The sequence below is a fragment of the Dyadobacter subterraneus genome (assembly GCF_015221875.1).
GTDB lineage: Bacteria > Bacteroidota > Bacteroidia > Cytophagales > Spirosomataceae > Dyadobacter > Dyadobacter subterraneus.
Genome location: NZ_JACYGY010000001.1, coordinates 2,840,816 through 2,863,800, shown reverse-complemented (window position 1 = coordinate 2,863,800; position 22,985 = coordinate 2,840,816). Strand labels below are relative to the sequence as shown.

Here is a 22,985-nt window from a genome sequence, read left to right as displayed (position 1 = left end):
GAATTAAAATTTATAGATAAAAGCAATTCCAAATGTTGTCTGACTACTTTTTGTGAAATTTCCGTCAGAATCTTCAAACTGTTCCTGTTTTGTACCACCTGCTTTTGGATAAGCATCAAGGCGGAATTCAGGTTTGATAAGAATGTGTCCGTCTGCAAGACCGATGTTACCTGTTAAAGTTACGGAATTTACGTGAGTTCCGATACCTACTGCACCATCCTCTTTTCCGTTTGGATAAGCAAGCAAAGCTCTGACACCGTTGTCGTTATTGAAATACTCGTAACGTGCACCAATTGCAAAGTTATCAGTAATGGCTACGTTTGAATAAATGGCCGCACCACCCCATGACTGAGAATCAACCGGACCACCTGTTCCCTGATAATCACCTTTTTGAGAGCCAAGCGCGGCGTTAACTCCAACAAGGAATTTAGGGGTAACCTGATAACTTGAAGTAACGTCGAATACGCGGTAGTGTGCTTTTGGAGAATCTCCGTCAGCGCCTGGATTGGCTTCGTTACTATTGATAAAGTTAAGATACACATTCCAGCCCGAAACAGGTGAAATAAATAATTGAGATATAATACCTTTTTTGCGGTTGTTATCTCCCAAACCATCTACGTTGTTAACTACGCCAGCCATTAATGAAACTTTGTCAGTGAATGCGTAAGTTGCTTTAACCCCTGTGTGATAAAATGGCCCGTTGTTAAATAAGTTTGAAAGCGAGTAGTTAAAGTTTGCAGGCGCATCGATTACCTCATATCCGATATGCGTTCCGAATTGTCCTGCTGTCATAGAAAACTTGTCGGTAAATTTGTAAGTAAAATAAGCTTGTTTGATAGCAAGAGCAGTACTGAAAGGAAAGTTACCGTAGTTACCAAGGTTTGCATTAGGACCGAATGTCAAGTCAACAACAGCCTCAGATTTTGAATTTGTATAAACCGCTTTTGCCTGTACCAAACCTAATTGAAATTCACCGGATTTAATATCAAAAACACGGGCGTTAGCCTGGCCAAGATTTGATCGTGAAGCTGGCTTATTAAAATTGGCCATGTAATAAGAATCCAAATAACCAGAAAACGCAAAAGATCCTTTACCTTCTTCACCTTCTTCTTTTACCTCCTCAATATTGGTAGTTTCTGTTGTTTTGGTTTTTTTTTCTTCTCCCAAGCCCGACTTACTAAAACCCAAAAAGGGGATCATTAAAGATAATACTGTGCAATAGACCTTTTTCATAATTTTCTTCTGTTTACGTATTTAATAGTTTCACTGATTATTTACGTACCAAATATTGTACTAAAATTATATTTATCAAATATTATAGTCATTTTTTATCATAGAAACGGCAATTTTCCTTTTTTTGTACTCTTTTTTATCAATATTAAAACATATTAACGCTATTACGTATATTTTAAGAAATTTTAATTTATTCTGTATTTGCATACTATTACAAAATTTTATTAAATAATGCTGCTTCTATTAATTAAGAAATTTTATTATTATTTTACTATTAAAAAATCACAGGGCACAAAAAAAGGTCCACTGTTAAGTGGACCTCTCAAAGCATTAAAAGATTATTATGGATTATTCACCATGCATCCAAGCTTTTTTAGCCAGTAAAGTTTCTTCTTCCTCCTCATTTTCAGGATCAGGCACGCAGCAATCCACCGGACAAACGGCAGCGCATTGCGGTTCTTCATGAAAGCCTACGCACTCGGTACATTTATCTGTTACTATATAATAGAATTCGTCAGAAACAGGTGACTGCTTTTCTTTACCGCTTATCACGGTTCCGTCTCCAAAATCTACCTCGTCCAAACTCGTACCTTCTCCCCAAGTCCATTCTACACCTCCTTCATAAATAGCCGTATTGGGGCACTCTGGCTCGCACGCCCCACAATTTATGCATTCATCGGTTATCATTATAGCCATAGTCGCCGGATTGTTTATATTTGTTCCTATTTTTCGCCCTAATAGACTAACAAATATAACTATTTAAAGTTTCCCGGCAATCAGAAAAATAAAAACAGATTCACAAATTTAATTATTTTTAGTTTCCCTGGAATGATATCAAGAATTCAGCGCATAAATGCCTTTATTAAGTTAGGAAATTTTCTGAAAGACCCGCAAAACAGTGATTATCTTCAGGAATTAGCCATCAGTGCCAATAGAAAAAACAACTGGTTTACGCCGGTAAATGTGCTTGGATCATTAGATGCAATTGCTACGCGCTTTTTGTCAGAAAAAAACCTGACAACCTGGGTTAACCAATATCCGGAACCTGAAACCTCTTTAAAAATCGGAGTGATTATGGCCGGCAACATTCCGGCCGTAGGATTTCATGATGTTTTATGTGTACTGATCAGCGGGCATAAATTACTGGCAAAACCCAGTTCCGATGATCCAGTACTGATTCCTGCCTTACTGGAAAAACTTATTGAGATTGAAACTGCCTTTTCGGACTATATATTTTTTGTTGAAAGACTGAATGATTCTGATGCCTATATCGCGACAGGAAGTGATAACACAGCAAGATATTTTCACTACTATTTTTCCAAAAAACCAAACATAATAAGGAAAAACAGAACTTCACTGGCTGTTATAACCGGTAATGAAAGTGAAAGTGAGTTAACTTCACTTGGTAAGGATATTTTACAATACTTTGGCCTTGGATGCCGGAATGTTTCGAAATTATACATCCCCGAAGGATATGATTTTACCAAGTTTTTCGAATCGATTCAGTCCTTTGATCAGCTGTGTCTTAATCATCACAAATATTTCAATAACTACGAATACAACAAATCAATTTTGCTGGTGAACCGCGTTCTTCATTATGATATTGGATTCCTGATGCTGACAGAAAGCCCGGCAATGGTTTCTCCAATCAGCGTCGTTCATTATGAAACCTATGAGAATGTGGAATCTATGAAGGAATATCTGGAAGAAAATTCAGAGAAGATACAATGTGTGGTTGGTGATAAAAAATACATTCCAAATGCTATTCCTTTTGGACATACGCAAGAACCGGAACTTTCCGATTATGCAGATTCGGTGGACACGATGGCCTTTCTGACTTCTTTATAAATATTCTCCATGAAAAGCACGAAAACTAAAATGTGCTTTTCATGCATTGTTTTTCCCAAACGCCCAGATCAAAAAATTCGGCATCTCGCGGGACCAGGTCTCCGGGTTGTGTTCTCCGCCTGGCGTTTCACAATATTTAATATCCTTTCCCCAAACAAATCCCTTTCGTTCAAGTTCAGCAATACATTCCAATGTATCCTGAATTGAATCAATAATACCATCATGATCACGGTCGTCGGTCTCGTCATTGGTACCGGTCTGAAACCAGAATTTCAAATCCGGCTTTGTATGAGAATTCCTGATCTGTTCGTGCATGATACGGTCAACATCTCTATATCCGGCATCCAGCGCTTTTTGCCTCCACCACAACGCACCGGAAAATATTCCTGTTTTGGAAAAAATATCGGGATGATTCCAAACCATATCCAGAGCCATCAAGCCACCTAGAGAAAATCCGGCATATGCAATATCATTATTATCAACCGGATAATGTTCATTTAAATAGGGCAGTAATTCCTTTAAGACAAAATCAGTTGTAGCACCGGCCTTACTTCCCCGATGTGCATAATCCGGCTTACAAACCGTACCATATTCCTGCAAACGGTCTGTTCCCGCATGAATACCAACCACGATGACTGGTTCAATTAATTGATTTATCTGCAAATCTGCCAGGATATGATTTATCCTGAGTGCTTCAAAATCCTGCCCGTCATTTACCAAAAGCAACGGATACTGCCTTTCCTCGTTATAATGAACAGGAAGTTTTATTGAAATGAGAATTTCACGATGAAGATACAAAGACGATATACTTTGCTCAATACACAAAAGCTGGGGATCGGATGAAATCAAAATAAAGATTAAAGACGATAAAGCGGCAAGGTAACAGATGCCTTGTTTTAATAAAAGAAAGAGGCAAAATTATGTTACTAGGGATTGTAATCAAAAGGAAGCATATCTCCCACTTTGTCCCAGCTCCAATAACCATCGAAAATAATTCCAAGCGGTTTTTCAAATCTTCCGGTTTTATCTATTAAAACACAGGAATCTTTTAGGCTTATCGTAGAAGTTTGGTAGGATGCCTTTCGAACACCTGTGTTTTTAGAATATACATAGTCAAGATCTTCCATTTTGCGAAGATAAACAACATTCAAAGACCCTTTAAATTCTACCTTCGCTTCATTATCCAAATAAGAAAGATATTCTTCATAAGCTACATCTTCATAGGTCATCGACCTGGTTACACGAAATCCTTCCTGCTGTAATTTTTGATCCCTCAATGACCTTGCGAAATGCATGGAAGATCCCTGAAATACTTCGAGCCGTTTTTCTATCCATTGCCGCTTTTTTGATTCACTCCCATCCATGGGTTCGAAATGCGGATAGCCCAGGTAACTTACATAACCTTCGTTTTTATTCAACACAAATGCGACCAACAAAAAATTGATGTTATATCCCAACTCAGGATTTTGGATTTTCAGAGGTTCTTTGGCTGTGACCGTTAATGTTTGTTTTTCAACATTAAATTCCGTCACAAGCGCATCAGGATTTAGCAATTTGCATTTTTGGGCAATTGCACTTTTGCCTAAAAAGAAATCTTTAAACAACCTCAGGTTCGCATACCAGGAAGCATCACGCTTTCCTGTAACAGAAACTGCATCTAATGCGTAGGCTTGCTGTGGAATTTTAAACAAAACAGGCGCCATTGCTGTTTCATCATTTTTTATTATGATTGGATGAATGATAGGTCCGTAGCCTACCATTGAAACTACAACCTCATATTTCCCCGGATCCAGCGTGAATGAGAAACCTCCGGTATTATTGGTTAAAGTACCAATAGTAGAATTTGTAATGTAAACAGAGACAAATTCCAGGGGCTTATTTGATTCTGCATCAACTACACGTCCTTTGAAAACCTTCTTCTGGGCGTAAGCTCCACCTGAAATGAATACCAACAGTAGTAAAAAGTATAAACTTAAAGTTTTCATGACTGGTGTAGTTTTATAACGACTAGAAACTAAGTTTAATTTAGTTACAAAATACACTATTACATTTATTTTAAAATAATATCAAAAGATATTTACCTCAGCCCAAGCCAATAGATAAAATTTGGCAAGCTAAAATTTATAACTTTTATCAGTTTGTCTTTTTTGCCGCATTTAATAAAATTTCTCTTTTGAGCCCAACAACCGTTGTTTATTCGCATTTTTCACTTATTTGCTTCTTATTATATGTTTTGTATATTTCAACATCATCAATAAAATTCAGCTCACATTGGAGGAAAAGCATATAAAATATTACTCGCACCACCTTGGCCGTGATATCGACATGCTGGTTTACGGCAGCTGGGGTTATCCGATTTTGGTATTTCCAACAACGCTTGGAAGGTATTATCAGGCAAAAGATATGGGATTGATCGAGTCAGTTCGCGGACTGGTTGATTCAGGAAAATATAAAATTTATTGTATTGATTCAGTGGATGCTGATTCCTGGTATGCCAAACATTTAAATCCCGAAGCCCGTGTTTTAAACCACATTCAGTATGACAAATTTCTTACGAATGAGCTTGTCCCTTACATCCGGAATGAATGCCATGTAGATAAAATCGGTGTTGCAGGGTGCAGTTTTGGTGGTTTTCACTCAGCAAACTTTGCTTTTAGACATCCGGACTCGGTCGCGTATCTGGTCAGTATGAGCGGAGCTTTTGATATACGAAATTTCATGGATGGCTTTTATGACGACAATGTTTATTTCAGCAATCCTGTCGATTTTATGCCAAATGAACAAAGCTGGCGATATAATCATATGAAGATTGTGCTGGGCACATCGGATTGGGATATCTGTCTGGATAGTAATATCAAAATGTCGAATATTCTTAGTGCCAAGGGAATTGATCATTGGCTGGATGTCAGAGGCTGGGAAAAACATGACTGGCCGCTTTGGAACAAAATGTTTCCCGATTATCTGAGCAGAATCATGTGAGTTCTATTATTTTATTTGATTATCAAATTCAAGCTGCTCTTTGGCACCATTTTGTTATTTGGAATTTTAAACAATCAAAATTTCCAGCCATTCAATTTTTGAAAATCACGATGCGCCTTTTGGCTCATTAACCACACGTAATTATTAAACTCATTAACAAAAATCATTATGAAAAAAATTGGGATACTCTTTGGAATGGAAAATACCTTTCCTCAGGCATTTATAGATCGCGTTAACAGCAAAGGTGAAAAAGATATTATTGCAGAAGCAGTAACAATAGAAAAAGTTGTACAGGCTGACCCAACAGAATATGCAGTAATTATTGACAGGATTTCCCAAGATGTTCCGTTTTACCGGGCTTATCTTAAAAATGCGGCTTTAAGTGGAACGGCGGTAATTAATAATCCTTTCTGGTGGAGTGCGGATGAGAAATTTTTCAATAACGCATTAGCAGAAAAAATTGGCGTTCCTGTTCCAAAAACGGTTCTAATTCCATCAAAAGAAAGACCAACAGATACTTCTGAAACCTCATTTAGAAACCTAAAATTTCCGTTGGCATGGGAAGAGATGTTCCAGTACATCGGATTTCCGGCTTATATGAAACCGCATGATGGCGGCGGTTGGAAAAGCGTTTACCAGGTGAATGATCCGCATGATATGTGGAGAAAACATGAGGAAACCGGTCAGCTTATTATGATGCTGCAAGAAGAAATTCAGTTTGACGATTATTTCCGTTGTTATTGCATTGGTCAGAAAGATGTATTGATCATGCCATACGAACCGAGAAATCCGCATCATTTGCGTTACGCTTCCGAAATTAAAGCAAAAGGTGAAGAAGCTGAGAAACTTTTGGCAACCATCAAAGAATATACTTTAAAGCTCAATATTGCTTTGGGTTATGATTTCAACACAGTGGAATTTGCCGTGCGTGACGGAATTCCAATTGCTATTGATTTCTGTAATCCTGCGCCGGATGCTGATATCTATTCCGTTGGAAATGACAATTTTGAATGGGTTGTTGAGGCAGCTGCAAATATGGCAATCGAGAGAGCTAAAAATCATAAGGCTGGTCAGACAAACCTAACATGGGGAACATTTGTGAAAGATTCTGTTGGTTTTGCATTACCAGCGCCGGAACCTGCGAAGAATGAACCCGAAGTAGTTGTTGCAAAATCAGTTAAATTGAAAAAGGAAACTGTTACAAAAAACGAAACTTCCGAAACACCCACTCCGGCTGCGAAACTAGTGAAAGAAAAAGCGCCGGCTCCTGTGGCTTTTGAAGAGATTCCAAAAAGAAAAGCAATAGCAAAACCAGCTCCTGAAAAGGTCGGCGCCAAAGATCCTGAACCTGCCAAACCGGCAACCAAGGCAACCCCGAAAAAGGCGGCGTCACCAAAAGCAGAAGTAGCCGAATCGTCAAAAAAAGTAGCTGGCAAAACAAATAAAAAGAAATAGTAGCCAATAAATAATTAACCTCAGCATCAAAATATGGCGACTTTCACACTCGGAATTGAAGAAGAATTTCAAACTATTGACCCTGTTACCAGAAATCTTCGCTCCCACATGTCCAAACTGGTTGAAGATGGGAAAATCACTTTGAAAGAGCGGGTTAAGGCTGAAATGCACCAGGCGGTGGTTGAAGTTGGTACTAATATTTGTCACAATATTCAGGAGGCCAGAGAGGAAGTTACCTATCTGCGTAAAATGATCCTGGACCTGGCAGCCAAGCAGGATTTGCAGGTTGGAGCCGCCGGAACACATCCATTTGCTGATTGGGTTGAACAGCTGATAACGCCTGATCCGCGTTATGACGAAATCATTGACGAAATGCGTGATGTTGCGCGCGGAAATCTGATTTTCGGTTTGCATGTTCACGTTGGAATAGAAAACAGGAATGAGGGAATTGAAATCATGAATGCTGTAAGATATTTCCTGCCTCACATATATGCTTTGTCAACAAATTCGCCATTCTGGTGCGGAAGAAATACTGGATTTAAATCATACCGATCGAAGGTTTTTGATAAATTCCCCAGAACCGGTATTCCTGATTATTTTTCAAGCGCAGCGGAATATGACGAATATATCAATCTCCTGGTGAAGACGAAATGTATTGATAACGGCAAGAAAATCTGGTGGGATATCAGGCTTCATCCGTTTTTCAACACGATTGAATTCCGAATGTGTGATGTGCCGATGCGTACGGATGAAACGATTTGTCTGGCTGCGATCATGCAGGCGCTCGTAGCAAAAATCCATAAACTTCACCGACAGAATTTAAGTTTCCGTCCTTATCACCGCATGCTGATCAATGAAAATAAATGGCGCGCAGCAAGATATGGAATCAGCGGAAAACTGATTGATTTTGGTAAACAGGAAGAAGTTGAATATAAATTACTGGTTGTGGAATTACTGGAATTTATCGACGACGTGATTGATGAACTCGGTAGCAGAAACGAGATCGAATACATCCACCAGATTCTTGAAATGGGTACCGGCGCAGACCGTCAACTAGCCGTTTTTGAGAAAACTAATGACATGAAAGCCGTTGTTGATTATATCGTTTCAGAGACCAAAATCGGTATTTATTAACGGGCACAATTCAGGTTAATAATTGATTGCGAGAAGAATTCTTTTTAGTACATACTAAGGGAATTCTTCTTTTTGTTGAATCAAATGAGGAAATTTACGTTTTGAAATAAAGGTAATAACAAAACGGAGTACCAAAATTAACTATCAGCTTTGGGCCCTATCTAAAAATGAACAACGATAAGAAACAGTTCAGAATTGCTATTCTGGACATGTACAACGGCTTTGAAAATGAGGGGATGCGTTGTATTAAAAAAATCATCACAGAGTTTGGTGAAAAAGAATTATTGAATCTTAGTTACGAGATTTTCGATGTGCGCCAGAAACTGGAAGTACCCGGAATGGACTTTGACGCATATATTTCAACAGGCGGACCGGGAAATCCTGCTCCTGCGGGAGAAGCCTGGGAACGTAAATTTTTTCGATTTCTGGATCAGCTGACGGCATTTAATGCAAGCCGGCATAATCGTACAAAAAAACATCTTTTCCTGATATGTCACTCTTTCCAGATGGCGAGTATTCACTGGCAAATCGGTTCGGTTGGTAAAAGAAGAAAAACTTCATTCGGAACATTTCCGGTTCATAAAACTTCCTGGGGCAGAAAAGATCCGTTGTTAAACCAACTTAATGATCCATTCTGGATTGTGGATTCCAGAGATTTTCAGGTCATTCAGCCAGATCAGCAGGCGATTGACAATATGGGCGCGAAGATTATTTGTCTCGAAAAAATTCGTCCGCATGTACCACTGGAACGTGCCATAATGGCGATCCGTTTTTCCAAGGAAATTGTTGGAACCCAGTTTCATCCGGAAGCAGATTCGGAAGGAATGCTGAGATATTTTTTAAGAGAAGATAAGAAGAAAAGTATCACCGAAAATTACGGTGTAGCAAAATATAACGACATGATCGAACATTTGAACGATCCTGACAAAATCAGAATGACGGAGGCAACAATTATTCCGACATTTTTAAAAATTGCATTTGATAAAGTTCAGGAATCAGAAAATGTTCCTATACCTGTTAAGTAATTCGACATTCATTCAACAAAGTAAATTCAGGAAAATATGCATCAGGAAGCCCGAAAGTTATTTAATCAGTCATTTTCTGAGGAAAAATACCAGCAGCTCATTAATGCAATTCAAACAGATTATCCTGATCAGCTTGATTTTCGTGTGGCTGAAACGCCGGTTTTTGTACCGAAAGATTTAAAAAATAAACTGATTGAAGCTTGTGAGGAAATCGTTGAAACGATGATTTCTGATGATTTCAAATCTAAAACAGACCGCGCAATTCCGGCTGATCAGAATGTTCCAAATGAAAACGGGCATACATCTTTTTTAGCAATCGATTTTGCGATTTGTAAGAATGAAAATGGAGCTTTGGTACCAAAATTAATTGAATTGCAAGGCTTTGCTTCTCTTTACGCTTATCAGGGATATTTATCGGAAACTTTTAAAAAATATTTTCCGATTCCTGATAATTTTCAATACTCCTTCGGATCTGAAAATTTAGATGAATATGTCGGGGACTTAAAAAAGCTAATTGTAGGTAATGAAAATCCCGAAAATGTAATTCTGCTTGAAATATTTCCTGAAAAACAAAAAACCAGAATTGACTTTGCTTTAACGGAAAATCTGCTCGGCGTTAAAGCAGTTTGTTATACCAAATTGATCAAGGAAGGACGTAATCTTTTTTACGAAAAGGATGGTAATAAAATTCAGGTGAAGCGAATTTATAACCGCCTGATTTTTGATGATCTGCAAAATTATCCTGACCTGGAAACGAATTATCATTTTACTGATGATGTGGATGTTGACTGGGTTGGTCACCCAAACTGGTTTTTCCGAATCAGTAAATTCACCCTGCCATTTTTGACGGGAGAATATATTCCTGAAACCAGATTCGTTTCTGATTATAACAATCAATTTCCTGCTGATCTGGAAAATTATGTCCTGAAACCACTTTTCTCCTTCGCAGGAACCGGCGTTCAGCTTCATTTGAAGGAAGAAATGCTGAAAGAAATAACGGATCCGGAAAATTACATTTTACAAAGAAAAGTGGTTTATGAACCCGTTGTTCAGGCCCCCGATGGATTGGTAAAATGTGAAGTCAGGATGATGTATGGATGGCCCGATGGAGAAAAAAGACCTCGTCTGTTAACCAGTTTGAGTAGATTAAGCCGTGGAGAAATGATTGGTGTAAGGTTTAATAAAGACTTCACATGGGTTGGCGGAACGGCTTGTTTTTTTGAAGAATGAGCATTTCAGATTTCAAAAAGAAATATTTAAAGTATGATATTTTTCAAAAGTAAAATAAATTAAAAAAGTATAATAAGTATTAAATGCATATTTCACATCGTCAACATTTTTTTGATCATATTGCCCAAACTTCTGACTTTCCGCTGGCTCTTGAAATTGAAAAAGCAGAAGGTGTTTATATGTTTGGAACGGACGGGAAACGCTACTTAGATTTGATTTCCGGCATTGGTGTTAGTAATGTTGGCCACAGACATCCCGAAGTTTTGGCAGCTTTGCACGAGCAACTGGATAAACATATGCATTTGCTGGTTTACGGTGAATTCATCCAAAGCACGCAGGTACAACTTGCAAAAGCGTTGACAGAAACCTTAAATCTTGAATCGGAAAACCCCTCTCCTTTTGGTAAAATAGATAATGTATATTTTACAAATTCCGGAACCGAAGCGGTGGAAGGCGCGATGAAGCTTGCGAAACGTTTTACCGGCCGGGCTGAATTTATTTCATGTTACAATGCATATCATGGTTCTACGCAAGGTGCATTAAGTCTTTCGGGTGCTGAATCTTTCAAGCGAAATTTCCGTCCCTTATTAACTGGAATCAGAAATATCGAACATGGTAAGATTGAAGATCTTGAATTTATCACTACCAAAACCGCTGCGGTAATTATAGAAATAATTGGAGGTGAATCAGGTGTTCGGGTTCCTGCTCCGGAATATATAAAAGCGCTTCGTTCAAGATGTACAGAAGTTGGAGCATTATTAATTCTTGACGAAGTTCAAACCGGATTTGGGCGAACAGGATCTTTCTGGGCATTTGAACAATATGATATTTATCCTGACGTACTTCTAAGTGCCAAAGGAATGGGTGGCGGGATGCCGATCGGTGCTTTTATGGCCTCTCAGGAAGTAATGAGTGTATTCAAAAACAATCCTGTGCTTGGGCATATTACAACTTTTGGCGGACATCCGGTAAGTTCTGCGGCCTCACTTGCTGCACTTCAAGTAACATTGAAAGAAAATCTGGCTGAAAAGGCAGTTGCCAAAGGAGAGCTTTTTAAGTCATTATTAGTTCATCCTAAAATTAAAGAAGTCAGAGGAAAAGGATTGATGCTTGCGGCGGAAATGGATTCTTTTGATGTTTTAAAACAGACCATAGATAGTTGTATTGCAAAAGGTGTCATAACAGACTGGTTCCTTTTTTGTGACAATTCCATGCGACTCGCCCCACCGCTTGTTATTACCGAAGAACAAATCCGGGAAGGTTGTGGAGTGATAATAGAAGTATTGGAACAATAAATTAGATATTACCAACCAAATTTATTTTACTGATTAATAAACTTTAAATTAGATCATGGCTACAATAGAAAATAATATTCTCAGAGTTGGTGTCAGTGAACTTGGTGCAGAACTTTGTGAAATTCATTCCAAAAAATCAGGAAAAGAATATATGTGGGATGCAAACCCGGATATCTGGGGTAGCTATGCGCCTGTACTTTTTCCGGTAATCGGAGCGATAAAAGATGGTTATGTTTTGATTAAGGGTCATCAATATAAAGTCCCAAGACATGGTTTCGTTAGAAATAATCCTAACGTCAAACTTGTTGATCAAACCAAAAACAGTTTGACTTATGGTTTGAAATACAGCGAAAAAACTTTACAGATTTATCCTTATGAATTTGAATTTCTGATCACGTTCACGCTTGAAGGAAATAAAATTACTGTCGACCATAAGATCATAAATCACGGAGATTATACATTATTTTTCTCACTTGGCGGGCACCCTGCATTCAAATGTCCGGTGAACGAGGGCGAGGAATATGAAGATTATTATCTTGAATTTGAGAAAACAGAAAATGCTTCAACCTGGCTTTTGGAAAAAGACGGTCTGGTTGGAAAAACGACAAAGCCGGTCATTGAAAATTCAAACATTTTGCCATTGCAATCAGATATGTTTGATAATGACGCGCTGATTTTCAAGAATCTGAACTCAACCAGCGTAAGTCTGAAAAGTAAAAAATCATCTCAGGTCGTTCATGTTGTATATAAAGGTTTTCCCTATCTGGGAATTTGGGCAAAACCGAATGCAAAGTTTGTTTGCATAGAACCATGGCTTGGAATCGCAGATAATGCCGACAGTGATCACAATTTTGAAACCAAAGAAGGAATATTAAACCTGGCTGCCAAAGGAACTTTCAACGCATCTTACTCAATCGAAATTACAGAATAACTATGAAACAAGTATGCTTTACAATCGCTTTATTTTGCCTGTCACATTTCTCTGTTGTCGGGCAGTCAAAATTAAAAATGGGAGATTTAAAGCAGAAAATTTCAGATGAATTGGCAAAACACAAAGGTTCTTATGCTGTTGCTTTTAAGGACCTCACGACCGGTGAAGAGTTATCAATAAATGAGCACGAAACTTTTCATGCGGCAAGTACGATGAAAATGCCTGTCATGATTGAGGTTTTCAAGCAAGCAAATCAGGGAAAGTTTAAACTGACGGATTCGATTACCATAAAGAACGAGTTCAAAAGTATTGTAGATGGAAGTTTGTACAGTCAGGATTCCATTCAGGATAGCGACCATATTCTTTACAGGCATATTGGTGAAAAACGTGCGATTAAAGATCTGGTTTACGAGATGATCATTGTCAGCAGCAATTTTGCAACAAATATGGTTATCGATCTGGTTGGTGCGAAAAATGTAACGCAAACTATGCGAGAGTTAGGAGCAAAAGATATTCTGATTCTTCGAGGCGTTGAAGACTCGAAAGCTTTTCAAAAAGGTCTTAATAATACAACGAATGCCTATGATCTGCGGTTACTATTTGAGAAAATGGCGCTTGGTAAAATCGTAAATCAGAAAGCCTGTGATGCGATGATCAAGATTTTACTAGATCAGAAATTCAACGATGTTATTCCGGGAAAACTTCCAAAGGATGTAAAAGTAGCTCATAAGACAGGCGGACTTCCAAATATCCAACACGACAGCGGGATTGTTTTTCTTCCTGACGGCAGAAAATATGTCCTCGTCATTTTATCAAGAGACTGGGAAAATGAAGCGGCAAACAGGAAAATGCTGGCGGGTGTTTCTGAGATGATTTATTTGAATTTGAAGTAAGTGCTTGCGATTATGGCTCCATAGAGCCTCCTGTTTATAGAAGAGGTAGATTGTGCGAAAATATTGGCTCCATAGGAGCCTCCTGAAACTTGGAATCAGGAAACTGCGATGCAGTTAACTGATTGATCTCGGACTTATTTTTCTATAAACAGGTAACCCCTATAGGGTTGGGACTATGTATTTTTTTGGCAATCAATATAGAAGTCCAATAAAAAAGGCTCCGTGAGGAGCCTTTTTTATATAAATCCTGAAACTGTTAAGATTAAACAGTCGCTACGATTTGGGCATTTAATTTATCTTCCAAAGTAGTTTTAGGCACAACACCTACAACTTTATCTACCAACTGACCATTTTTGAAGATCATTAAAGTAGGGATACTGCGGATACCGAATTTTGCAGGAACTGCCGAATTCATATCTACATCCATTTTACCAATAACAGCTTTTCCTTCATACTCTCCTGCCAATTGCTCAACAACCGGTCCGATCATTTTACAAGGACCACACCATTCTGCCCAGAAATCAACAAGTACAGGCTGATCGCCCTGGATCAATTCTTCAAAAGTGCTATCGGTAATTTCAAGTGCTTTTCCCATGTCAATAAGTGTCTATTTTTTGATATTAATTAGTTGAGATAATAATGAAATTAGTGGTATAAAAGTTCCGGAATTCTTGAATTTCCGTTCTAATTAAGAAAAAATTTGACACCCAAAGAGCCTTCAAGGGTTTTGAATAATTCGTTTGTGGGAGATACACGATAACCACGGGAAACCATCTCAACTTCTAACTGAGAATCAGGGTCTTTCACTGTAACATTAACCGGACATGACCCCTGATTATTATTGAATGTTTCATTTAATAGCATGATGAACTGAGCATCAATCTGGTCTAGAGTTAAATTAACTCTAATCTTCTTACACATCTTATCCCGGATTTCAGTCAGCAATTGTATAGAAGAAATCTTGAACTCGAACTGATCTTCCTGTTTCCAGCGATTTTGTATTTTTCCTTTAATGTATAAAAAGCGACCAACTTCAAGATAATTCTTAAACTTCACACAATCCTCTCCACCAAGCAGCATTTCTATGGAGCCACGATAATCTTCCAGTTTAAAGATGACAAAAGGATTTCCGTTTTTAGACATCCGCTCCGTAACACTGGTCACGATTCCGCCTACACTAATCTCTTTGCCAAAATTTCTAGGTGCCCGCTCTCCTTCATGAATGGTTAACAATTCATCCAGCGTTCCGTTACAGAAATTGTCAAGTTCCAATCTGAACGTATCCAAGGGATGCCCGGAAATGTAAAAACCAACAACTTCCTGCTCGTAACGCAGTTTGGCAAGATCATCCCAAGGCTGTACGTCAGCCGGTTTTGGTTTGACCATTAATGCTTCATTTCCTCCAAATGCACCGAATAAAGATGCTTGTGCAGAAGCTTTTTCAGCATGATAATTATTCGCATAACGAATAAGACGCTCAATGAAAGTACCCACATCACCACCTGGTTCGGAAGTAAAATATTGGGCACGGTGATAATCTTCAAAACAGTCAAAACCGCCTGCATAAGCTAAACTTTCAAGCGTTTTCTTATTGACTGTTCTTAAATTAACCCTTGTTATAAAATCAAAAATATCCTTAAACTGTCCGTTAGTATCACGTTCTTCTATAATGGATTCCACCGCTGCATCACCACTTCCCTTCACACCCGCAAGTCCAAACCTGATCTCTCCCCTGCTTGTAGCATTAAACTGACGATCCGATTCATTAATATCCGGACCTAAAACCGTAATCCCCTGGCTCTTACATTCCTCCATGAAAAATGTAATTTTTTCAATGTTACCAAGAGAACTTGTTAAAACCGCCGACAAATATTCAGCCGTAAAATGCGCTTTTAGATACGCTGTCTGGTAAGCAACAAAAGCGTAACAGGTTGAGTGGGATTTGTTAAAGGCGTAGGATGCAAAAGCTTCCCAGTCGGTCCAGATTTTTTCAAGTTTCTTTAAATCCAGACCTTTTTCTCCTCCACCCTTCATGAAATACCCTTTCATTTTATTCAGGGTTTCAATCTGTTTTTTACCCATTGCCTTACGCAATGTATCCGCTTGTCCTTTCGTAAATCCGCCCAACTTCTGGGACAAAAGCATTACCTGTTCCTGATAAACTGTAATTCCATAAGTATCAGCAAGATATTCTTCAAGTTCAGGTAAATCGTAGGTAATTTCTTCATGCCCATTTTTCCTTCGGATAAAGTTTGGAATGTAAGCAATTGGCCCCGGACGGTATAATGCGTTCATCGCGATAAGGTGCTCAAAACGATCCGGAATAAGATCCCGCATGTGTTTTTTCATACCATCGGATTCAAACTGGAAAATCGCGTTGGTTTCACCTCTCTGGAAAAGTTCAAACACTTTCGGATCATCCAGTGGAATATCGTCGATGACAATTGAAATACTGTGATTTCGTTTGATCAGTCGAAGTGCTTCTTTAATAATGGTCAGGTTTCGAAGACCTAAAAAGTCCATTTTAATTACTCCCGCATCTTCAATGATTTTCCCCTGATACTGGGTAATTAGAAAATCAGAATCTTTGGAAGTACTTACCGGAATAATTTCAGTAAGATCACTTGGCGCGATAATAATCCCTGCCGCGTGAATACCGGTATTTCTTACCGTCCCTTCCAGTCGTCTTGCTTCCTGTAATACACTGGCTTGAAGATCATTTCCAGCGATAATGGCACGCATTTTCTTCACGTTATCCAATTCCTCAGGAGCGATTCCTTCTTTCTTCGTCAAACTACCTTCGCCTTCCAATGGCGCTGAGAAAATTCTTGACAAAGTCATATTATATGCCGGCTTATCCGGTACCAGTTTGGCTAGCATGTTGGCATCCTGTAACGGCAAATCCATTACACGAGCCACATCTTTTATCGCCGATTTGGCAGCCATTGTGCCATAGGTTACAATCTGCGCAACCTGGTTGTAACCATATTTTTTAACAACATAATCAATTACTTTCTGGCGGCCTTCATCGTCAAAATCCGTATCAATATCAGGAAGAGAAATACGGTCAGGATTAAGGAAACGTTCAAAAAGAAGATCGTATTTAATCGGATCAATATTGGTGATTCCTGTACAATAAGCGACCACAGATCCCGCCGCAGAACCACGACCTGGACCAATAAATACACCCATTTTCCGGCCAGCATCAATAAAGTCCGCAACAATCAGGAAGTAACCGGGAAAACCCATATTCCGGATTGTATTCAATTCAAAGTTCAGACGATCCTCGATTTCTGCTGTTATTGTGCCATATTTAAACTTTGCGCCTTCAAAAGTTATATGCCGCAAATACTCCCATTGGTTAAGTACATCGGCTGTCAGCTCCTTATTTCCAACCATTTCAGACAATCTATGTGTCTTAAATTCCTCAGGAATCGGGAAGTTTGGCAGTAGAATATCTTTGTTAAGATTCAGCGTTTTTATCTTGTCAACGATCTCATTGGTATTGTCTATCGACTCAGGTAAGTCGTTAAACAATTTCATCATTTCACTTGTATTTTTGAAGTAAAACTGATCGTTAAAAAATGCAAAACGAGAGCCTTTTGGAATACCTTTATCATCATCAAAATCTTTCGCCGAAGGCGTACTTTGTTTGTCTCCCGTATTGATACAAAGCAAAATATCATGTGCATTCCAGTCTTCCTGATCTACATAATGTGAATCATTCGATGCAATAATTTTGACATTATATTTTCTTGCAAAACGGATGAGAACCTCGTTAACAATATATTGATCGCGGATTTCGTGACGCTGTAATTCAACATAAAAATCATCCCCAAAAAGATCCAGCCACCATTTGAATTCCTTCTCAGCTTCGGCTTCTCCTTTTCTGATAATTGTTTTAGGAATGATCGCCCCGATACAGCAGGTTGTCGCAATAAGTCCTTTATGGTACTTGACAATCAGCTCCTTATCAATTCTTGGATATTTACCATACATGCCCTCTATAAAACCAAGAGAACACATTTTGACAAGATTCTTGTATCCAATTTCATCTTTTGCCAAAAGCAGCTGATGATGGCGAACATCCTTTTTTTCTTTCGTAAACTGACGAATATGGCGATCCTCCACCACATAAAATTCACAGCCTACGATTGGTTTTATACCCTGTTTATTACCCTCGGCCACAAATTCAAAAACGCCGAACATATTTCCATGGTCGGTAATCGCAACGGCGGGCATGTTATCTTCCTTGGCTTTTTTGAAAAGCTTTTTGATATCAGCAGCACCATCGAGCAATGAAAATTGGGTGTGGCAGTGTAAGTGGGAAAATTGCATATATTTTGTTTGAAGATTCGCTCAATTCTAATTCTTTTATTCAATCATTACAACTGAATATCCTCCGCTTCCGGATTGGCATCATACAGTATATAATTCATAAAATCGGTATAAGGTTTCAGCAATTTCATTCCTTTTACAATTGAATCAGCGAAATCCTTTGAAGTCACATCTTTATCTGTAAAACGATGGATAAAGAAAAGTTGTTTTCTTCTTAACAATTCAATTTCCGGGTGATCTTTCGGGTAACCTTTTGGTGCAGTTTTTAAAGATTCACCGGAGATTTCGGGGAAAAATTCACGGAATGTTTTGTCGTAAATAATGCTTTTTAATTCATCCGCATTATAATCAACTTCCTGACGATATTTTGCCAATTGCTCGGCTGTTGCATCCCACATTCCACCGCCAAGAAAAGATTCACCATTAGGCTGAATATGTAAATAATAATCAATCCGGCCCGATCCTCTGCCGCCAGGACCGATTCCGGCACTTAAATTACTTTTATATGGATCTTTATTTTTTGAAAAGCGCACATCACGATTGATCCTGAAAATGCAGTCTTTCACCTGAACATTACCAAGATCATGAAATTTACCAACTTCTGTAAGTAATATTCCAACCAGTTTTTCCAAATCAGCTCTGGAATCATCGTATCTTTTCCGGTTTTCCTGAAACCATTCCCGGTTATTATTTTGAACTAGTTCTGTTAGAAATTTGAGTGTTGATGATTGAAGCATAAAAATATTCTGAGATATTAATCCGTTTTTCACGTTTTGTAAACCTTAGACAATTTACAAATATCAAATTTACCACGTTTTTCTGAATCAATTTAACGAATTTTACAATTCGAAAGGACGAAGTTTCTTTAAAACTCATAATCAACTGAAAATTATGAACGTTCAATTTTTGTCAAATGAAAAGGGTAAGAAGACAGGAGTTCTTGTTACGATAGAGGATTGGAAGGAAATCCAGAAAAAGCTGGAAAGAGAAAAATTTTTCGCATCATTAAGTAAGTCTGTTGACGAAATGAAATTGATGCGGGAAGGCAAACTTCCCAAACCTGACATTAACGAGCTGTTTAATGACTAAAATCACTTACACACCAGAATTTAAAAAGGAATTTAAGCGCTTATCAAAAAATTCAAATCCCTCAATGAGGAAATCCAGGATTTAATATCCGAGCTAGGTAAAAACCCTGAAATGGGAAAATCCCTGGGTAAAAATATTTTTAAAATCAGATTAAGTGTAAAAAGTAAGGGCAGGGGAAAAAGTGGAGGAATGAGAATCATTACTTACTTCTACTTTAAGGATGATGAGCTGTACTTACTTCATCTGTAGGATAAATCAGAACAGGACTCCGTTTCAATCAAAGAAATTCAGTCAATAATTAATTCTATTATAGAGTAATCTTTTTCAATTCGCATACAATACAAATGGCCAGAATTCTTACCGGGATACAAAGTAGCGGACTTCCTCATTTGGGAAATCTTTTGGGCGCAATCCAGCCTGCTGTTGAACTATCCAAAAATCCACAAAACGAATCATTTCTTTTTATAGCGGACCTCCATTCGCTTACTACACTAAAAAACGGAACCGAGCGTGAATTATACGTTCGCTCTATTGCATCAACCTGGCTTGCTTTTGGGTTTGATACAGATAAAAATGTTTTCTGGAGACAATCCCGCGTTCAGGAGCATACAGAACTTTCGTGGTATCTAAGTTGCTTTACGCCCTTTCCAATGCTGGCAAATGCAACTTCTTTCAAGGATAAATCAGAAAAGCTTGCGGATGTAAATGCCGGACTATTTACTTATCCGGTTTTGATGGCGGCAGATATTTTGCTTTATAACGCCAATATCATTCCGGTTGGAAAAGATCAGAAGCAGCATCTGGAAATGGCAAAAGATATTGCTTCTCGTTTCAATCTTCTTGCCGGCGAGGACATTCTGGTTTTGCCGGAACCGCAGATCGATGAAAAAATGATGACGATTCCTGGAATTGATGGCCAGAAAATGAGCAAATCTTACAACAATTATATCAACATTTTTCTACCGGAAAATGAATTGAAAAAAGTTGTTAAAAAGATTGTTTCAGATTCTACACCGCTTGAAGAACCGAAGGATCCGGATACTGATATCACTTTCAAAATCTATTCTTTGCTTGCCTCAGAAACTGAAACTGAAACCATGCGTCAGAATTATTTGAACGGCGGTTATGGTTACGGTCATGCAAAACAGGCGCTCTTTGAAATTATTCTTGAAAAATATGCTGAACCGCGTCGCCTCTACAATTATTACATGGAGAATAATGATGAGCTGGAAAGGATCTTGAAAACAGGTGAAGAAAAAGCCAGAATTATTGCCAGAGAGACAATTGCAAAAGTCCGCCGGGTGCTCGGTTTTGGCGAATGATTTCGGCGATTGACTCAATTGTCCACGCAGACCAACAGCTGTTTCTATGGCTTAATGGCAAAAATACACCCTTGTTAGATTCGATTATGTTTTGGGTAACATTCAAATTTACCTGGATTCCGATGTATCTGGCCTTGCTTATTATCACGATTAAAGCAGAAAAAAAGCGTGCAATTGCCATTGTAGTTACAGTTTTAGTGGCAGTAATCTTATCAGATAAGGTTGTTTCTGGTATAATGAAACCCTATTTTGAACGTTTTCGGCCTTGTCATGAACCATTATTGGCCGGACTCGTACATAATGTCGGCGGATGTGGTGCCCTGTATGGATTCGCTTCCGCACACGCTGCAACAAGCTTTTCACTTGCAATAGTGTGGTTTCAACTGACAAAGGATAAGATCAGTAATATGGGCTGGCTGCTTGCCTGGGCTGCTTTTTATTCTTATAGCCGGGTTTATGTCGGCGTTCATTATCCGGGAGATATTTTCGTCGGAGCATTGGTCGGTCTGCTTACCGGCTGGATATGTATTCAACTTTATTTAATATTTTTAAAGAAATACTATCCTAATTAATTGATTTTTATTAATTTTGCGCAAATTTTAGTTTGGCCATGGGCTCTTTTAATACAGTAAAAATATTTTCAGGAAGTCAGTCGGAGTACCTGGCTAAGGACATTGCAAGGTACTATGGCAAGGAGTTGGGAGGATACACACTTCGCAAATTTAGCGACGGTGAATTATCTCCAAGCTTCGAGGAATCGATACGCGGCTGTGACGTGTTTTTGATTCAGTCGACCTTTCCGCCGGCAGATAATTTGCTGGAACTTCTTTTAATGGTAGATGCAGCACGCAGAGCTTCCGCACACTATGTGACCGTTGTTATTCCTTATTTTGGATATGCGCGCCAGGACAGAAAGGACAAACCCCGCGTAGCAATAGCTGCAAAAGTGGTTGCCAATTTGTTGACAGCTGTTGGTGTAGATCGCCTGATGACGGTTGATCTTCATGCAGGACAAATTCAGGGATTTTTTGATTTGCCCGTGGATCACCTGGAAGGAACTTCTATTTTTGTTCCTTACATCAAATCACTTGGTCTTAAAAATCTTCTTATTGCATCACCGGATATGGGTGGAGCTGCAAGGGCAAGAAATTTTGCCAAGTTTATGAACGTTGACATGATTTTGTGTGATAAACACAGAAAAAGAGCCAACGAAATTGCGAGTATGCAGGTTATCGGTGAAGTTGAGGGTATGGATGTAGTGCTTGTGGATGACTTAATTGATACAGGCGGCACTTTATGCAAGGCTGCTGAAATAATAATGGCGAAAGGTGCAAATTCTGTCAGAGCCATTAGTACTCACCCGATTATGTCCGGGAAAGCACATGAAAATATTGCAAATTCTGTCTTGGAGGAATTAATTGTTACAGATACTATCCCTCTTAAGCAACAGAATGACAAAATACGCGTATTGTCAGTTGCGGAGTTGTTCGCAAAAGCAATCGGACGTATCAGAGATCACGAATCTATTAGTTCATTGTTTATAAATTATCAGTAAATTTTATTTTTTTTAACTTTAATAAATATTCTTATGAAAACGCATGAGATTGTAGGGTTTAAAAGAGCGAATCTCGGCAAGGTGGAAGCTCAGGAGTTACGTGCTCAGGGTTATGTTCCATCTGTGCTGTATGGTGGTCCAGAACAAGTGCATTTCTATGCACCTGCTATGTTGTTCCGCACATTGCTTTTCACCCCGGATGTATTTAATGTTACCTTGAATATCGAGGGAACTATATATAATGCTATTTTGCAGGAAAAACAATTCCACCCTGTAAATGATATGTTGTTACACGCCGATTTCCTTCAAATCATTGATGGCAAGGAAATTAAAGTTGACGTACCTGTGAAATTGACAGGCGCATCTTCTGGTGTAATGAAAGGTGGTAAAATGAACCAAAAATTGCGTAAATTGCGCGTACAAGGTTTGGCAAACAGCATTCCTGATTATGTAGAAGTTGATGTAACTGAACTTGATCTTGGAAAATCTGTTAAAGTTGGAGCTATCAAGCCGGAAGGATTTGTTATCCTTACAGCGATCAGCAACCCGATTGCCTCAGTTGAAATCCCACGTGCACTTCGCGGTACTTTGGGTAAATAATTAAGTATTTTATTTTTCATGGCTAATAGATGCAAACGTGCCGACCTTTGGTCGGCAT

21 protein-coding genes are annotated in these 22,985 nt (G+C 38.6%); 14 read left to right on the top strand and 7 right to left on the bottom strand.

The features are described from left to right. Positions 1 to 3: 3 nt before the first annotated feature. Together IEE83_RS11735 and IEE83_RS11730 are read right to left on the bottom strand one after the other, a co-directional pair. The gene (locus tag IEE83_RS11735) at positions 4 to 1,233 is read right to left on the bottom strand and encodes a porin (RefSeq protein ID WP_228101779.1); all 1,230 of its coding nucleotides are present in this window, start codon (positions 1,231 to 1,233) and stop codon (positions 4 to 6) included. Between the two features lie 348 nt (positions 1,234 to 1,581). Continuing rightward, a complete protein-coding gene (locus IEE83_RS11730) occupies positions 1,582 to 1,929 on the bottom strand; it encodes a 4Fe-4S binding protein (RefSeq protein ID WP_194120763.1) in 348 nt (115 codons plus the stop codon). 132 nt (positions 1,930 to 2,061) lie between these two features. Here IEE83_RS11730 and IEE83_RS11725 point away from each other — a divergent pair, with 132 nt between their 5' ends. Next, on the top strand, positions 2,062 to 3,081 hold the full coding sequence (locus tag IEE83_RS11725; protein ID WP_194120762.1) for an acyl-CoA reductase: 1,020 nt from the start codon (positions 2,062 to 2,064) through the stop codon (positions 3,079 to 3,081). Positions 3,082 to 3,120: 39 nt separating this feature from the next. Here IEE83_RS11725 and IEE83_RS11720 read toward each other — a convergent pair whose 3' ends face one another. Both IEE83_RS11720 and IEE83_RS11715 read right to left on the bottom strand, forming a co-directional pair. After that, the gene (locus IEE83_RS11720; RefSeq protein WP_228101778.1) at positions 3,121 to 3,930 is read right to left on the bottom strand and encodes an alpha/beta hydrolase; all 810 of its coding nucleotides are present in this window, start codon (positions 3,928 to 3,930) and stop codon (positions 3,121 to 3,123) included. A gap of 77 nt (positions 3,931 to 4,007) precedes the next feature. Continuing rightward, positions 4,008 to 5,066, bottom strand: a complete 1,059-nt coding sequence (locus IEE83_RS11715) for a carboxypeptidase-like regulatory domain-containing protein (RefSeq protein ID WP_194120761.1) — start codon at positions 5,064 to 5,066, stop codon at positions 4,008 to 4,010. Between the two features lie 286 nt (positions 5,067 to 5,352). On the opposite strand from IEE83_RS11715, the gene IEE83_RS11710 reads away from it, so the two are divergent. From IEE83_RS11710 to IEE83_RS11675, 8 genes are all read left to right on the top strand, one after another. Further along, the gene (locus IEE83_RS11710; protein WP_194120760.1) at positions 5,353 to 6,060 is read left to right on the top strand and encodes an esterase family protein; all 708 of its coding nucleotides are present in this window, start codon (positions 5,353 to 5,355) and stop codon (positions 6,058 to 6,060) included. Between the two features lie 168 nt (positions 6,061 to 6,228). Then, positions 6,229 to 7,515 carry an ATP-grasp domain-containing protein gene (locus tag IEE83_RS11705; RefSeq protein ID WP_194120759.1) on the top strand — a complete coding sequence of 429 codons (1,287 nt, stop codon included), beginning with the start codon at positions 6,229 to 6,231 and terminating at the stop codon, positions 7,513 to 7,515. Between the two features lie 33 nt (positions 7,516 to 7,548). Beyond that, the gene (locus IEE83_RS11700) at positions 7,549 to 8,649 is read left to right on the top strand and encodes a carboxylate-amine ligase (RefSeq protein ID WP_194120758.1); all 1,101 of its coding nucleotides are present in this window, start codon (positions 7,549 to 7,551) and stop codon (positions 8,647 to 8,649) included. Between the two features lie 167 nt (positions 8,650 to 8,816). Beyond that, positions 8,817 to 9,674: a type 1 glutamine amidotransferase gene (locus IEE83_RS11695; protein WP_194120757.1), complete on the top strand. Its 858-nt coding sequence runs from the start codon at positions 8,817 to 8,819 to the stop codon at positions 9,672 to 9,674. Between the two features lie 36 nt (positions 9,675 to 9,710). Further along, positions 9,711 to 10,904, top strand: coding sequence for an ATP-grasp domain-containing protein (locus IEE83_RS11690; RefSeq protein ID WP_194120756.1), 1,194 nt, complete (start codon positions 9,711 to 9,713; stop codon positions 10,902 to 10,904). Positions 10,905 to 10,987: 83 nt separating this feature from the next. After that, positions 10,988 to 12,199, top strand: coding sequence for an aspartate aminotransferase family protein (locus tag IEE83_RS11685; protein WP_194120755.1), 1,212 nt, complete (start codon positions 10,988 to 10,990; stop codon positions 12,197 to 12,199). A 55-nt stretch (positions 12,200 to 12,254) separates the two neighbouring features. Continuing rightward, a complete protein-coding gene (locus IEE83_RS11680; RefSeq protein ID WP_228101777.1) occupies positions 12,255 to 13,130 on the top strand; it encodes an aldose 1-epimerase family protein in 876 nt (291 codons plus the stop codon). A 2-nt stretch (positions 13,131 to 13,132) separates the two neighbouring features. Next, positions 13,133 to 14,023, top strand: coding sequence for a serine hydrolase (locus IEE83_RS11675; protein WP_194120754.1), 891 nt, complete (start codon positions 13,133 to 13,135; stop codon positions 14,021 to 14,023). Between the two features lie 262 nt (positions 14,024 to 14,285). Here the strand turns inward: IEE83_RS11675 and trxA are convergent, their stop codons facing one another. The 3 genes from trxA to IEE83_RS11660 form a co-directional block, all read right to left on the bottom strand. Beyond that, entirely contained in the window at positions 14,286 to 14,618 is a 333-nt protein-coding gene (gene trxA / locus IEE83_RS11670) for a thioredoxin (protein WP_194120753.1), read from the bottom strand. An 89-nt stretch (positions 14,619 to 14,707) separates the two neighbouring features. Continuing rightward, a complete protein-coding gene (dnaE, locus tag IEE83_RS11665; protein WP_194120752.1) occupies positions 14,708 to 18,361 on the bottom strand; it encodes a DNA polymerase III subunit alpha in 3,654 nt (1,217 codons plus the stop codon). 47 nt (positions 18,362 to 18,408) lie between these two features. Then, a complete protein-coding gene (locus IEE83_RS11660; protein WP_194120751.1) occupies positions 18,409 to 19,098 on the bottom strand; it encodes a DUF2461 domain-containing protein in 690 nt (229 codons plus the stop codon). A gap of 154 nt (positions 19,099 to 19,252) precedes the next feature. Between IEE83_RS11660 and IEE83_RS11655 the strand changes: the two genes are divergently transcribed. From IEE83_RS11655 to IEE83_RS11635, 5 genes are all read left to right on the top strand, one after another. Next, positions 19,253 to 19,450: a hypothetical protein gene (locus IEE83_RS11655; protein ID WP_194120750.1), complete on the top strand. Its 198-nt coding sequence runs from the start codon at positions 19,253 to 19,255 to the stop codon at positions 19,448 to 19,450. 344 nt (positions 19,451 to 19,794) lie between these two features. Beyond that, on the top strand, positions 19,795 to 20,772 hold the full coding sequence (trpS, locus tag IEE83_RS11650; RefSeq protein WP_194120749.1) for a tryptophan--tRNA ligase: 978 nt from the start codon (positions 19,795 to 19,797) through the stop codon (positions 20,770 to 20,772). 86 nt (positions 20,773 to 20,858) lie between these two features. After that, positions 20,859 to 21,344 (top strand): phosphatase PAP2 family protein, encoded by a 486-nt coding sequence (locus IEE83_RS11645; protein WP_228101776.1) that lies wholly within the window; start codon positions 20,859 to 20,861, stop codon positions 21,342 to 21,344. A 38-nt stretch (positions 21,345 to 21,382) separates the two neighbouring features. Then, entirely contained in the window at positions 21,383 to 22,327 is a 945-nt protein-coding gene (locus tag IEE83_RS11640) for a ribose-phosphate pyrophosphokinase (RefSeq protein WP_194120747.1), read from the top strand. A gap of 33 nt (positions 22,328 to 22,360) precedes the next feature. Continuing rightward, positions 22,361 to 22,927 (top strand): 50S ribosomal protein L25/general stress protein Ctc, encoded by a 567-nt coding sequence (locus IEE83_RS11635; protein ID WP_194120746.1) that lies wholly within the window; start codon positions 22,361 to 22,363, stop codon positions 22,925 to 22,927. Positions 22,928 to 22,985: the final 58 nt, after the last annotated feature.